Raw genomic sequence first — 12,647 nt, 5'->3', positions numbered from 1 at the left:
GGCAATCCGGCTTCGCATTACACGCATTCATTAAGCAAAATAGATTCATCGAAATTTTAGAAATAATGGAGGGTCATATGAAAGAGAAGTATCAAGAAGTTTTAAGCAAAATCAAGAATGCTGACAGCATTGTAATTGGAGCAAGTAACGGCCTCGCCATTTCGGGAGGTATTAATATTTTCGCAGAGGATTTGTCTTTCTTGGAACACTTTGGTGATTTTCGAAAAAAATACGGTTTTCGCAGCATCCTACAGGGAGCTTTTTATCCATATCCTTCCGAAGAAGAAAAGTGGGCATTTTTCAGCCGTATGTACGCCTACTTTTTAAACAACAAGGAAGTCAGTCCTGTTATGAAGAACCTTTATGAACTGGTGAAGAATAAAAACTATTTTGTGGTTACCTCTAATACAGATTCTCATTTTACACTGGCAGGATTTCCAAAGGAACGCCTTTTTGAAATAGAGGGTAATAGTCGGTATTTGCAATGTTCTAATGGTTGCCATAATCAAATTTACCAAGGCGACGAAATATTGAGCGAAATGGCCCGAAACCAAGAAAATGGAAAAGTTCCTTCAAACCTTATTCCTAAATGCCCAGAATGTGGTGGCCCCATGCAGGTCCATGTCGAAGTCGATCGGAATTTTCTAAGAGGTGAGGCATGGCAAGCCAGCTTTCAGGCTTATCAGGATTTTATCGATAATGCTCATGGCAAAAAAATAGTCTTACTGGAATTAGGCGTAGGAGCAAGAAATCAATTGATTAAAGCCCCGTTTATGAATTTGACTAACTCGGAAGAAAATGCTACCTATATTACCTTTAATAAGGGGAGAGAGCTTTATATTCCAGATGTCATTACTGATAAATCCATTGGTATCGACGGCGATATCGCGGAAGTGTTACAGCAATTAGTACAGATGAAATAAGCTGATACAACGTATTGAAAAAAGGAGAGAGTGCAAGATGTTTCTATCAAATATTCTGAATGATCCTATCTGCCAACCAATCAAAGAACCTTATGAACGATGGTATGCATTCATGGAGAAAAATGTAGAGTTTTGGCTTCCCGAGAGTGAATGGCATACGAAAGCCCATTGCGCCCGCGTACTGTTACTGGCACTCCTCATCGGACATCAAAAAGGTCTGAGTAATGAGGAAAAGGATGCACTTGGAATGGCAGCTGTATTCCACGATTCCCGTCGTCTTGATGATGGGATTGACAAGGGACATGGCGGTCGCGCTGGAGCGTATTATAAGGATTATTGCCGTGAGCACGATTTACCCTATGATGAGCAAACCTACTACATCACCTATTACCATGACCAAGATGATTCGCTTGGTTTGTCAAAAATTAAAAAGTCATCTGGTTTAACTGAAAGGGCCGTGCTGCTGTATCAGATTTTCAAGGATGCTGACGCACTGGATCGCTTCCGTCTAGGTCCTGATGGTTTGGATGTGAATTTTCTTCGGACCGAAGAAGCACGTCAACTTGTTGACTTTGCTAAAGAAGTTTTACGTAAAAGTAGTGAAACGAATACGTGAAAAACCTGCTAATCATGAGCAAGTCCGATCATATTTTACAAGCTTAGGAGGAAAGTGTGATGAACAAATATATAGATGATAGCTTCGCCTTACACACGGACTTGTACCAAATTAATATGGCGAAAGCTTATTGGGAAGATAACATTCATATAAAAAAAGCTGTTTTTGATTTGTATTTTCGGAAATTGCCGTTTGGAAATGGGTATGCGATTTTTGCCGGGTTGGAACGAATCATTGATTATCTCCAAACGTTTTATTTTTCTGAAAGCGATTTGGAGTATTTAAAAGAACTTGGTTATCAAGAAGACTATGTTGACTTCTTACGAACTGTACGTTTTACAGGGACGGTTCGTGCCATGAAAGAAGGGGAAGTTGTATTTGGCAACGAACCCATTCTTCGTATCGAAGCACCGTTAATCGAAGCGCAACTCATCGAGACGGCATTGTTGAATATCGTGAACTATCAAACACTCATTGCAACCAAAGCTTCTCGAATTAAACAAGTTGCAGGTGATCAACCCGTCTCAGAGTTTGGATCAAGACGCGCACATGAATTCGATGCCGCCTTATGGGGGACAAGAGCTGCTTATATTGGTGGGTTCTCTAGCACAAGCAATGTTCGAGCAGGAAAACGATTTGGGCTTCCTGTTTCAGGAACACATGCACATTCCTTTGTTCAAGCGTATCAAGATGAATACACTGCTTTCCATAAATATGCAAAAAGTCACAAAGATTGTGTCTTCTTAGTGGATACCTATGACACTTTAAAATCAGGTGTTCCTACGGCAATCAAAGTTGCCAAAGAACTAGGCGACAAGATAAATTTTATAGGCATTCGCTTAGATAGTGGAGATTTGGCTTACCTCTCCAAAGAAGCAAGAAAGTTATTAGATCAAGCAGGATTTGTCGACGCTAAAATTTTTGCTTCGAATGATCTTGATGAATATACGATTATGAGCTTAAACGCACAAGGAGCGAAAATAGATGTATGGGGAGTTGGTACCAAAGCCATCACTGCCTACGATCAACCAGCTTTGGGTGCTGTGTACAAACTGGTCTCCATTGAAGATGACAACGGACAGATGCGTGACACGATCAAAATTTCTGCAAGCCCTGAAAAAGTCACAACACCAGGCTTAAAAAAGGTATATCGTATTATCAATAATCTTACGAAAAAATCAGAAGGGGATTATATCGCCTTAGCCAACGAACAACCAGAAAAAGAATCAAAACTTCATATGTTTCACCCTGTGCATACGTACATTGGAAATTTTGTCACCAATTTTACAGCCAAAGACTTGCACGAAGATATTTTCGACCATGGCACACTTGTGTATGAATGTCCTTCAATCCAAGAGATTCAATCCTATGCCAGGCAACAACTAGGCCTTTTATGGGACGAATACAAACGTTCATTAAATCCAGCGGAATATCCTGTGGATCTAAGTCAGGCTTGTTGGGACAACAAAATGAAAAACATTGAGGAAGCAAAAAAACACACCCGAAATGCTGTCCCTGTATAGGGGAAAACATCTAGAAGAAGTGTAATTTCAAAAAACTCACTTATGGGAGTTGAATTAAAATGGCAAAAGAAGCTTTGTTAATTGTTGATATGAGTAATGATTTTGTTGCTGATAACGGAACATTAACTGTTGGTAAGCCAGCACAAGAAATAGTGCCCTATATTAAGGATTTGGCAACAAGTTTTTTAGCAGAGGGAAATGTAGTTGTCGTATCAATGGATGCACACCAACCAAATGACCCGCATTTTGAATTATGGCCACCACATAATATTGTAGGTACAGAAGGGCAACAATTGTACGGAGATTTATATGATTGGTTTCAACACAATAAAGATAATGAAAGATTAATTTATATGCCTAAAACGAACTATAATGCATTCTTTCAAACAAATCTGGCTGAAACGTTAAGAAGTTTAGGAGTAGAAAAGGTCCATACTGTTGGGGTAACGACGGATATTTGTGACTTTTTAACAGTTGCAGGAGCAGACGCAGAAGGATTCAAAACAGTCATTCATAAAAGAGGGGTTGCCACATTTACTGATCTTGGAGAAACAATGCTGAACCATATGAAACGCTGCTTCCATACTCAAATTATTGAATAAATTCAAAATCAATTAGGGCGGTGAAAAAACATGTTGGACTTGTTACAACGAATTAATAAATTAGCGAAAAAGCAGCGTGAAGAAGGGTTAACAAATGCAGAAAAAGTCGAGCAACAGGTGCTTCGAGAAGATTATTTACATGCAATACGTGGACAAGTGCTCAATACTTTCTCAAAAATGAAGGTGTTGGATCCAATTGGGAATGATGTAACACCCGAAAAAGTCCGAAATTTAAATACAAAAGAATAAAAGCATATATAAAGAATGGGCGATTAAAGTGAAAAAAATGAATGGCGGCGGATTAATAGGGTCCATCCTGGTTGATGCAAATGCCAAGGGGGAAGCGAGAGGTTATGTTTCATTTCCCATGCACATCCAGGGCTGTTTTGCCTGGTTCCCATTGTATCGGGTGAAAACAGTGAGGATTTTACCTCTTACCTACTGCATTCAGAACAAGTCCCCCCCTCTGTTGCTGTATGTGTACTAGTAATCCGGACTTTACGATTCAAGCTGCTGGTGGTTTTATTATTCAGCCGATGTGAACACAGAAGAAGAGACAATTCGTTTCATTATGTTGTGTATTTAAATGAAAAATAATTATTAAATTTAAGAAATGAGGTTTTATTAATATGAAGAATCTTAAAAAGAAATTGAGTCTTACGGCGACAGGGCTTCTGATGAGCGCCATATTAGCTGCTTGCGGTAGCTCGCAGGAGAACGTAGAAGAGAAGGATACAGCTAAACAAGAAAAACAAGAACAGGAAATGAATATCCAACAAATCCGAAATGCTACATTAACTGTAGAATACGGTGGGCAAAAGTTCTTGGTTGATCCGATGTTATCAAAAAAAGGTGAATTTGATCCTTTCCTTCCTGCCGAAAGAGATGATCGGAATCCAATAGTTGAATTACCAATGTCCGTTGATGAGGTTCTTGATGGGGTAGATGCTGTCATCATAACTCATACACATGAGGATCACTTTGACCAAGCGGCAAAAGACCAGTTGCCTAAAGACATTAAGATGTTTATGCAAGATGAACAGGATGCTAAATTAGCCAAAGAATCAGGGTTCACGAATGTTGAAGTCATGGAAGAAGAAGTAGGTATAGACTTTAATGGAGTTGAACTTACTGAAGTTGATGGTCGTCACGGATATGGAGAAACGGCAAAGCTCATGGGAAATGTGATGGGGATTGTCTTCGAACACACTGAAGAAAAAACAGTGTATTTAGCTGGTGATACCGTCTGGTATGAAAAAGTACAAGAGAATATCGATACCTACAAACCAGAAGTTATTTTGTTAAATGGTGGCGAAAACCAATTTACTGAAGGTGGGCCTACTCGCCCTCTTATTATGGGGAAAGAAGACATATATGAAGTATACGAGGCTGCTCCTGAAGCTACCATCATTGTTAGTCATATGGAAGCAGTTAACCATTGGGGATTGTCCAGAGAAGAATTAAAGAACTTTATCAGCGAAAAAGGAATCGAGTCTAATGTATTAGTGCCAGATGATGGTGAATCTTACTCATTTTAAGGTGAAAACAGAAAAAACGTGTAGTAAATTTTAATTTGTATGGCAAGAGACCCTTGAAGGGTCTCTCAGACTGTAGACAAAGTGATTCTCAAATCTCCGATTTGAGGCCGCTTTGTCTTTTTTTATGCATTTGAACAGCCCTATTCAAGCTGGCTGCACTGGTTTCCAAGACCAGCAGGCCAGCTTTTTAAGGTTCATGGCAGCGAAAGTAAGCATCGCCTGCATGGATAATTTCCCCAGTCCCCTGAGGGTTGTCCATCGCATGCCATGCTTCTCTTTAGCATCCGCAAAGACCCGCTCAATCGTTTCTTTGCGCTTTGCATACACATATTTATTCTGCACCGTATGGCGCAGGTGATCCGCTTCCTCATGATAGTGTTCCCATACATGCCGGTAAACCAGCTTCATATGATTCTGGCTCTGAGTACACATGGAGAGAAGCGGGCAGTCTTTACATTGCTTTGGATCAGAAGCATACTGCCTGTACCCTTCCCGGGTAGTGGTCCGATAAAAAAGCACCTGTTCCTCGGGAGGCAAGGACAAATCCGTTGGCATCACAGGCGGTATGAAAGGAGTAGGCAAAGCTTTTCTCCCTTTCATCTTTCACATAGTAGCCGCTGTCTGGATCAGTCGTGCTCGCCTTGATTTCCTTCGTCTCTTCCTTTTCCTGTGGGGGAAGCGGCTTTTTTCCATGTTCCTCACGATCTACAGTGATCTCTTCCTCAAGCTGCGATTGGTAGCTGCGTGCTTCAACACGTACCACTTTCTTATTGAATTTCTTTTTATTAGCACTCGCTTTGACATGCGTCGAATCGATAAAAGCAACGGATGGATCGACGAATCCTTTCGCCATCGCTTCTTTCAGAATCCGGTAAAAGATCTGTTCGAACAGGTCAGTATCTTTAAAACGGCGAACATAGTTTTTACCGAAGGTAGAGAAATGAGGAATTTTCTCCGAAAATCCATACCCAAGAAACCAGCGGTACGCCACGTTAGTTTCAATCTCCTTAATCGTCTGGCGCATGGAGCGGATGCCAAATAGGTACTGGACTAGCACCATTTTAATCAATACGACAGGGTCCACACTTGGCCGGCCGTTGTCAGTTGAATACATATCTTCCACCAATGGATAAATAAAATCGAAGTCGATCGCCGCCTCGATTTTGCGGACCAGATGGTCAGCCGGCACAAGCTGGTCGAGCGCGATAACCTCTATCTGGTTCCGCCGGTTCTCCAGACGTTTTGATAACATACAAATTCCCCCACAAGATTTTGATAGGTTCATTATACAAAACATACTAAGATTAGCAGTGCAGACCAAGGCATTGGTTTGCACTGCTATTTTTTATATAGTAGAAGTGAAGCTGGAGGCCGACAGGCTTTTAGGATCTAGAATCCGTATACAAAACGGGCCTCCTTCACTTACCTTATCTGAATCAGGTTTAAGTATGTTGGATCCTTTGAGATCGTGTATGAGAAATGGGAATAGATAAGTGTAAGCTAAATGGCTTCAACGCTCGGTTAGGAGGATGTAGATGAAGCATGTAATTGCGTTTGATGTCAGTATGGGAAGAAGTTATATGGTGCTGTATAACCATGAGGAAAAATGCATATTTGAAGGTGAAATCAGGCATTCCCGGCCTGATTTTGAAGAGCTGCAGGAAAGAATTAAGGGACTAATTGATAATAATGGAGAACAGCCTCACATTCCATATTAAAAATCAAAAATAAGTATGGTTAGCTCAGCTAAAATAACAATAAAAGTCCTGAAATCGAAATTGTCCGCATTTCAAACCGAAATTATCCATACTAAAACCGAATCCATCCATATTCAAACCGGAATTGTCCACATATAGGCTTAAAAAACCCTTATGTATCAATGGATTTCGGCTTCCTAAAAGTTTAAAAGGTTTAAAAGTATTAAAATATATTGTTAAAAGCAACAAAAGGGTCAGCTGCTTAATAAACCCTATAAATATTATTTAATTTAAGAACTTTAAAACCCAGCCTAACGACAGGAGAAAACTAAATTAGCCTTTCATGTTGCACTTGCCTATTTCAATGGAATAGTCCAATTTGTATAAAACCCCTTTGTGTAGATGAAAGTATCATTAGTGCCCAAACAATAAGTACCATTTCCCTAAATCTTTGCACGGATGCTGGGCTTCCGGAATAGAAGAAACTCGCTACTACATAGCTTTAAGAAGATAAATAAATGTCACTTGTATAATAGACATTTCAATCCTTCTTAATGGAAGCCTAACAAGAGATAGCAGGTTTTACTACGAGGCGTTATTTTAGAGGAAACCTTTATCATTTAGATTTCTTTGGATTTTATTGAATTATTAAGTCAGAAAAGCCCAAGCCATGAAGTATCAGATTAGAAGAACCGCTTAAGACTTAACTTTTTTGTGCCCAAATTATTGACTCAATCCAGAGTGCGATGTTAATTCTTTGTTCGAAAACTTCTTTTTAATTTTCTGTACTTAAGGCAGTGGAATAGAACTGGAAAAAGACCTTACCACGTTTTTTACAGGCAAAGTCTATTATCCGTATTTGTCAGCTTCTTATAATATCGAAACCCGTTATTTCATTCGAGCTTTTCAAAAAGCCACTTCGGAAACGAAATGGTTGTCACTTCAGGTAAAAGTTCCCGAGCTGGCAATAAGAACATCCCGGGTCTTGTCTTCGTTCATTAGTCTCCATTATGCACTCGGGTTTCCGGAGGAAGCTTAACCAGCTGATGCTGTACCATGTTCAAGATAAGGGATGCTCCATCAAAATCTTTGATTTAGGTGAGAGCTTCACAAATGGCATTCTCATTTTAAAATAGAAAAACTCACTAATTAAACGAACAACCTAATAAAACAAATTGCAAGGTATGCTAAATTATTTATTATACCTAAAGGAAGGATTTAAATCCTATTCTCATTTCTCAGGAAGACAAGCCTTTTAATTATCGATGGAAGTAAGTATAATCTGTTGACTAATAATAAGAAAAAGCTTGCAGACACTATTTTCAAATTGAAACCTTTGTCTGCAAGCCAAAGCCTTTGAGAAATTCGCCAGGCTCTTTAGTTGTCTTCAATGTTTTGTTAGCTTATTGTTGCAGAAAATCCTCAGTCGAAATGACATTGGCGTACATACTTTTAAGTGCACTGACAAACGCATAATGAACCTGTTCAGCTGGCACAACCGACATGTCTCTTGTCGCACATGCATCTTCAATAAGTGTAGTTTCGAAGCCTAGATCCACTGCAGCTCTGACTGTTGCATCAATACACATATGCGTCATCATACCTACAACCACTACCTTGGTTACACCTTTTTCTCTTAATTTGCTTTCTAAATCAGTCTTTAAAAAGCTGTTAGGGAAATTTTTTACGATAAGGTTTTCGTGTTCTAATGGTAGAACAGTTTCATGTAGTTCAGCTCCCTCTGTATTTGGAAGAAAGAAGCCTAACTCTAGACTGCCTGCGATATGCTGAACATGAAAAATATTATCTTTGTTATTTTGTCTAAACCAATCAAGAACTTTAGCAGCATTAGCGGCTGCCTTATCAGGATTGCTTAACTCCATCTTTCCATTTAGAAAATAGTCATTTTGTATATCAACAATGATTAAAGCTGTACTCATTTTATCCATCTCATTAAAAATTTTTATTGCAAATATAGCGATAAACAATATCTTAATTCTTATCGATGCTTTGATGAAACACTTTTATATCAAATCATTTCGTGGTGAAAGAAATTTATTATGGAACTTGATAACATTGATTTTCAGATCCTTCGGTTACTATCCGAAAATTCACGTATTCAATGGAAAGACTTAGGTGAACAAATTCATATGACGGGACAGGCGGTGGGGAATCGTATTAAAAAGCTCGAGGATAATGGTGTGATTAAAGCCTACTCTCTAATAGTCGATGAGATGAAATTAGGACTTTCTTACACAGCGTTTGTCGTTATTTATATGAAAACAGCAAACCATGATTCGTTTATACGTTTTATTAATGAGCGAAATGAGGTAGTTGAAGCTCATCGAATATCAGGAGAAGGATGTTACCATTTAAAAATAAAAGTTAATTCTCAGGAGAAATTAAATCTTTTTCTTAATAAGATTCTCGATTTCGGGAATTATAGTTTGTATTTATCAATACAAGAGATTAAACAACGTAGTCTATTGACTGACAAAATATGATAAATAGGTTTATTCCTCCAGAGGATAGTGTATTTTCAGTCATCTTGTTTCATTCCAAATGCTAATTTTTTAAGATGTTACGTTTTTCTTTATCGCATTACCGGCCAGAAGATTCCTTCAAATTGCTTCGCAATGAGTAGAAGATGAATGGCCGCTTTTTTGTGTTTCTTACTTAGTATTTGAAACATTTGTTTCCTTTTTGGTATACTACGTTTGTTAAATACTAGGTGTTTTGGAATTATATCGAATTAACGCTTTGAAATTTTTCTGAATGAGGAACAAAAAAGCCCTCTTCATTCATGGGTCAACCTTTGCCGCCAGCAGTATAACTCCGCTTTTCTTGATAGACAAAGGGCCTATCAATAGAACAAGAAAAACCTAACTAAATCTAACCTCAGTTCCCTGTTAACCTTATCCAAGAAACACCATCCATATCTTAAAAAAGGTCCTTCCCAGCCTCTTCAGAAAACAATAGACAGGCTAGGGGGAATGTTCCGCCAGTTTCTGGCGTATAAGTGCGAGTGCAATGGCGGCCAGCTGGTCAAAGTGAAGCCGCGCTTCACCACCCAGGACTGTTCGGAATGCAGAAAAGGGTAAAAAATCCCTTTCTGTCCGGACGCATGCCTGTCCGGATTGCGGTCTTGTGCTGGACCGCGACCATAATGCCGCCTTAAACATTGAAAAAGCCGGGCTGGTCCAGATAGGGCTCATCCCGGCAATATAATTCCTTTACAAATGTAGGTCGAGGCCCGCCCGAACAGTATAAAACAACTTCTATAGAGATGATATAAGACCCTGTTCGGAAGAATAGGGCAGAAATTGATGAAGCAGGAAAATCAATGAAGTTAGAGCGTGTTTTTTTATGTCTCTGATAGAGATGCTTCATCAAATTGCGCAGCAACTAGTTGGAGAGGTTCACTAAGCGAGCTCGATGAAAATCTGGACGTAAATTCACTTCGGCGAATTTGATATAAAACTAGGCATATAATTCTTCATAACCACCTCATTAATGTAGAATATCTGCATTTTCTCTCTTTTATTTTTTACTATTATGCTCACCCCATTGACACATTTCTTGGATAATAGGCCAAAGACTTTGCCCTTTTTCAGTAAGACTATATTCGACCTTTGGGGGAATTTGTGGATATTCCTTGCGATGAATTAAATCATCATTCTGCATATCCTTTAATGTAGAACTGAGAGTTTTATAGGTTATCTTCCCTAGCATACGCTGAAGTTCATTATAGCGCACTGTATTGAATTTTGATAAATAGTAAATAATTAATAGTTTCCATTTCCCATTAATAATGGAAAGGGTGTAGTTAAAAAAAGGCTCTTGATTGCCAGCAACATTAACCTTAGAAGTTTTCATATCCATGCTATCCTCCTAGATAGTATGCGTCATAAAAGTGCATACTTGTTTATAGATATATATCGACTATATAATACATTCAGCTCCAAGTAAAGGAGGCTTCGAACGTGAGGAAAAATATACATCTCTGGATTCAAATAATTGTTTAGAGGGGGTGCTATATAAGGTAATGATTTTCACTTATGAAGAAAAATCGTTAAGAGGATAAATAAAGTATGTTATCACAACAATATCAAGACAACATAGACACATTACTAAAGAAAATCGAAGAAGCTGAGGCGATTGTGGTTGGTGGCGTTGCGGGGATGTCTAAGGCTATCGGATACAGTTTTTATCATACTGATGAAAATTTTCTGAAGCATTTTGGAAAATTTGCAGATAATTATAGTATTAAAAACCTTTTTGAGGGCTTTTACTACCGTTTTTCTACAAGAGAAGAACGGTGGGCTTATCTTGCAACTGAAATGAAGTTAATACATGATGCCGAAGCCGGTCGTCCCTACCTTGATTTATTGCAACTACTTCAAGACAAAAACTATTTCATTGTTACAACGAATCAAGACACACAGTTTTCCAAGACTTTCCCTGAAGTGAAAGTTTCCCCAATTCAAGGGGATTTACGTTATTTTCAATGTGGCTCTCGTTGCCATGATCAAATTTATTTTAATAAAGACCAAGTTGAGACCATGTATGCAAACATTGATGGAACCAGAATTCCAACAGAGTTAATTCCAGTATGTTCAAAATGCGGCCAGGAAATGGAACCATGGATACAGTTTTCCGGATGCCTACTACATTACAATAAATCCTAAAGATGCGATCGTTCCTCAAGAGTTAAGTGAAAAAGGACTTGCCATTAAAGAAGATATTGCACGTGTCTTACAAGATGCCTTGGACGGGAAGGGAAAAAGAGATTCGGATATTGGATAAATACTGAGAGATCCGGCTTCGCATTACACGAATTCAATAAACAAAATAGATTTATCGAAACTTTTGAAATAATGGAGGTTCATATGGAAAAGAAGTATCAAGAAGTTTTAAGCAAAATCAAGAAAGCTGACAGTATTGTAATCGGTGCAAGTAATGGCCTCGCCATTTCGAAAGGTATTAATATTTAACGTAGAGTTTTGGCTGCCGGATAGTGAATGGCATACGAAAGCCCATTGCGCTCGCGTGCTGTTGCTGGCACTCCTCATCGGACATCAAAAAGGTCTGAGTGATGAGGAGATGGATGCACATCAACCAAATGACCCGCATTTTGAATTATGGACACCACATAATATTGTAGGTACAGAAGGGCAACAGTTGTACGGATAATTACATGGCTGGTTTCAAAGAAATAAAGATAGTGAGAAGTTAATTTATACTCCTAAAACGAACTATAATGCATTCTTTAAAACAGATTTAGCTGAAACTTTAAGGAATTTAGGGGTAGAAAAGGTTCATACTGTTGGGGTAGTACGGATATTTGTGACTTTTTAACAGTTGCAGGAGCAGACGCAGAAGGATTCAAAACAGCAATCCATAAACGAGGTGTAGCAACATTTACTGACCTTGGAGAAACAATGATAAATCATATGAAACTTTGCTTCCATACTGAAATTATTGAATAAATACGAAATTAATTAGGCTGGTGAAAATACATGATTGACTTTTTACAACGAATTAATGAGTTAGCGAAAAAGCAGCGGGCAGAAGATTTAACAAATGCTGAAAAAGTCGAACAGCAAGTACTTCGAGAAGATTATTTACGCGTTATTCGCGGACAAGTTCTCCACACTTTTTCAGGAATGAAGGTGCTGGATCCACTTGGAAATGATGTAACACCTGAAAAAGTCCGCAATTTAAAGACAAAGGATTAAAAGCATATAT

At 38.6% G+C, this 12,647-nt stretch carries 14 protein-coding genes and 4 pseudogenes; 15 read left to right on the top strand and 3 right to left on the bottom strand.

Annotation, left to right across the window (positions count from 1 at the left end):
• Nucleotides 1–77 precede the first annotated feature (77 nt).
• The 7 genes and pseudogenes from RG959_RS09545 to RG959_RS09515 all read left to right on the top strand — a co-directional run bounded on the left by RG959_RS09545 (nt 78) and on the right by RG959_RS09515 (nt 5,202).
• Nucleotides 78–923: an SIR2 family NAD-dependent protein deacylase gene (locus RG959_RS09545; protein WP_342796897.1), complete on the top strand. Its 846-nt coding sequence runs from the start codon at nt 78–80 to the stop codon at nt 921–923.
• A gap of 37 nt (nt 924–960) precedes the next feature.
• Nucleotides 961–1,539: an HD domain-containing protein gene (locus RG959_RS09540; RefSeq protein ID WP_342796896.1), complete on the top strand. Its 579-nt coding sequence runs from the start codon at nt 961–963 to the stop codon at nt 1,537–1,539.
• 59 nt (nt 1,540–1,598) lie between these two features.
• A complete protein-coding gene (locus RG959_RS09535; RefSeq protein WP_342796895.1) occupies nt 1,599–3,062 on the top strand; it encodes a nicotinate phosphoribosyltransferase in 1,464 nt (487 codons plus the stop codon).
• A gap of 59 nt (nt 3,063–3,121) precedes the next feature.
• Complete coding sequence (locus tag RG959_RS09530; protein WP_342796894.1) at nt 3,122–3,664, top strand: cysteine hydrolase family protein; 543 nt, start codon at nt 3,122–3,124, stop codon at nt 3,662–3,664.
• A 30-nt stretch (nt 3,665–3,694) separates the two neighbouring features.
• A complete protein-coding gene (locus RG959_RS09525) occupies nt 3,695–3,913 on the top strand; it encodes a DUF896 domain-containing protein (RefSeq protein ID WP_342796893.1) in 219 nt (72 codons plus the stop codon).
• Nucleotides 3,914–3,947: 34 nt separating this feature from the next.
• Nucleotides 3,948–4,203 (top strand): annotated as a pseudogene (locus RG959_RS09520) (Hsp33 family molecular chaperone HslO); the annotation flags it as partial.
• Nucleotides 4,204–4,428: 225 nt separating this feature from the next.
• Nucleotides 4,429–5,202 carry an MBL fold metallo-hydrolase gene (locus tag RG959_RS09515; RefSeq protein ID WP_342797014.1) on the top strand — a complete coding sequence of 258 codons (774 nt, stop codon included), beginning with the start codon at nt 4,429–4,431 and terminating at the stop codon, nt 5,200–5,202.
• 144 nt (nt 5,203–5,346) lie between these two features.
• Here the strand turns inward: RG959_RS09515 and RG959_RS09510 are convergent.
• Nucleotides 5,347–6,454: pseudogene (locus RG959_RS09510) on the bottom strand (transposase).
• Between the two features lie 283 nt (nt 6,455–6,737).
• Between RG959_RS09510 and RG959_RS09505 the strand changes: the two are divergent.
• Nucleotides 6,738–6,917, top strand: a pseudogene (locus tag RG959_RS09505) (IS110 family RNA-guided transposase); the annotation flags it as partial.
• A gap of 1,385 nt (nt 6,918–8,302) precedes the next feature.
• Here RG959_RS09505 and RG959_RS09500 read toward each other — a convergent pair.
• On the bottom strand, nt 8,303–8,839 hold the full coding sequence (locus RG959_RS09500; protein WP_342796892.1) for a cysteine hydrolase family protein: 537 nt from the start codon (nt 8,837–8,839) through the stop codon (nt 8,303–8,305).
• Between the two features lie 120 nt (nt 8,840–8,959).
• On the opposite strand from RG959_RS09500, the gene RG959_RS09495 reads away from it, so the two are divergent.
• The 4 genes and pseudogenes from RG959_RS09495 to RG959_RS25580 all read left to right on the top strand — a co-directional run.
• On the top strand, nt 8,960–9,403 hold the full coding sequence (locus tag RG959_RS09495) for an Lrp/AsnC family transcriptional regulator (protein ID WP_342796891.1): 444 nt from the start codon (nt 8,960–8,962) through the stop codon (nt 9,401–9,403).
• A gap of 261 nt (nt 9,404–9,664) precedes the next feature.
• Entirely contained in the window at nt 9,665–9,769 is a 105-nt protein-coding gene (locus RG959_RS25145; protein ID WP_369335178.1) for a helix-turn-helix domain-containing protein, read from the top strand.
• Nucleotides 9,770–9,892: 123 nt separating this feature from the next.
• Nucleotides 9,893–10,000, top strand: a complete 108-nt coding sequence (locus tag RG959_RS25585; protein WP_483298872.1) for a zinc ribbon domain-containing protein — start codon at nt 9,893–9,895, stop codon at nt 9,998–10,000.
• A 34-nt stretch (nt 10,001–10,034) separates the two neighbouring features.
• Nucleotides 10,035–10,127, top strand: a pseudogene (locus tag RG959_RS25580) (RNA-guided endonuclease InsQ/TnpB family protein); the annotation flags it as partial.
• A gap of 312 nt (nt 10,128–10,439) precedes the next feature.
• Here the strand turns inward: RG959_RS25580 and RG959_RS09485 are convergent.
• Nucleotides 10,440–10,781 carry a winged helix-turn-helix transcriptional regulator gene (locus RG959_RS09485; RefSeq protein WP_342796890.1) on the bottom strand — a complete coding sequence of 114 codons (342 nt, stop codon included), beginning with the start codon at nt 10,779–10,781 and terminating at the stop codon, nt 10,440–10,442.
• 209 nt (nt 10,782–10,990) lie between these two features.
• On the opposite strand from RG959_RS09485, the gene RG959_RS09480 reads away from it, so the two are divergent.
• The 3 genes from RG959_RS09480 to RG959_RS09470 all read left to right on the top strand — a co-directional run bounded on the left by RG959_RS09480 (nt 10,991) and on the right by RG959_RS09470 (nt 12,637).
• The gene (locus RG959_RS09480) at nt 10,991–11,587 is read left to right on the top strand and encodes an SIR2 family NAD-dependent protein deacylase (RefSeq protein WP_342796889.1); all 597 of its coding nucleotides are present in this window, start codon (nt 10,991–10,993) and stop codon (nt 11,585–11,587) included.
• 547 nt (nt 11,588–12,134) lie between these two features.
• Nucleotides 12,135–12,257 carry an isochorismatase family protein gene (locus RG959_RS09475; protein WP_342797013.1) on the top strand — a complete coding sequence of 41 codons (123 nt, stop codon included), beginning with the start codon at nt 12,135–12,137 and terminating at the stop codon, nt 12,255–12,257.
• Between the two features lie 161 nt (nt 12,258–12,418).
• A complete protein-coding gene (locus RG959_RS09470; protein ID WP_342796888.1) occupies nt 12,419–12,637 on the top strand; it encodes a DUF896 domain-containing protein in 219 nt (72 codons plus the stop codon).
• The last annotated feature ends 10 nt before the right edge of the window (nt 12,638–12,647 follow it).

Source organism: Domibacillus sp. 8LH (assembly GCF_038806185.1).
Lineage (GTDB): Bacteria > Bacillota > Bacilli > Bacillales > Domibacillaceae > Domibacillus > Domibacillus indicus_A.
The sequence above is the reverse complement of the archived record's forward strand: the minus strand, read 5'-3'. Positions and strand labels throughout refer to the sequence as shown.

Coding starts and splice junctions, on each gene's coding strand:
- RG959_RS09495 (WP_342796891.1), top strand. CDS start 8,960: ATGGAACTTGATAACATTGATTTTCAGATCCTTCGGTTACTATCCGAA.
- RG959_RS09525 (WP_342796893.1), top strand. CDS start 3,695: ATGTTGGACTTGTTACAACGAATTAATAAATTAGCGAAAAAGCAGCGT.
- RG959_RS09515 (WP_342797014.1), top strand. CDS start 4,429: ATGAATATCCAACAAATCCGAAATGCTACATTAACTGTAGAATACGGT.
- RG959_RS09470 (WP_342796888.1), top strand. CDS start 12,419: ATGATTGACTTTTTACAACGAATTAATGAGTTAGCGAAAAAGCAGCGG.
- RG959_RS09530 (WP_342796894.1), top strand. CDS start 3,122: ATGGCAAAAGAAGCTTTGTTAATTGTTGATATGAGTAATGATTTTGTT.
- RG959_RS09485 (WP_342796890.1), bottom strand. CDS start 10,781: ATGGATATGAAAACTTCTAAGGTTAATGTTGCTGGCAATCAAGAGCCT.
- RG959_RS09535 (WP_342796895.1), top strand. CDS start 1,599: ATGAACAAATATATAGATGATAGCTTCGCCTTACACACGGACTTGTAC.
- RG959_RS09500 (WP_342796892.1), bottom strand. CDS start 8,839: ATGAGTACAGCTTTAATCATTGTTGATATACAAAATGACTATTTTCTA.
- RG959_RS25585 (WP_483298872.1), top strand. CDS start 9,893: ATGTTCCGCCAGTTTCTGGCGTATAAGTGCGAGTGCAATGGCGGCCAG.
- RG959_RS09545 (WP_342796897.1), top strand. CDS start 78: ATGAAAGAGAAGTATCAAGAAGTTTTAAGCAAAATCAAGAATGCTGAC.
- RG959_RS09480 (WP_342796889.1), top strand. CDS start 10,991: ATGTTATCACAACAATATCAAGACAACATAGACACATTACTAAAGAAA.
- RG959_RS09540 (WP_342796896.1), top strand. CDS start 961: ATGTTTCTATCAAATATTCTGAATGATCCTATCTGCCAACCAATCAAA.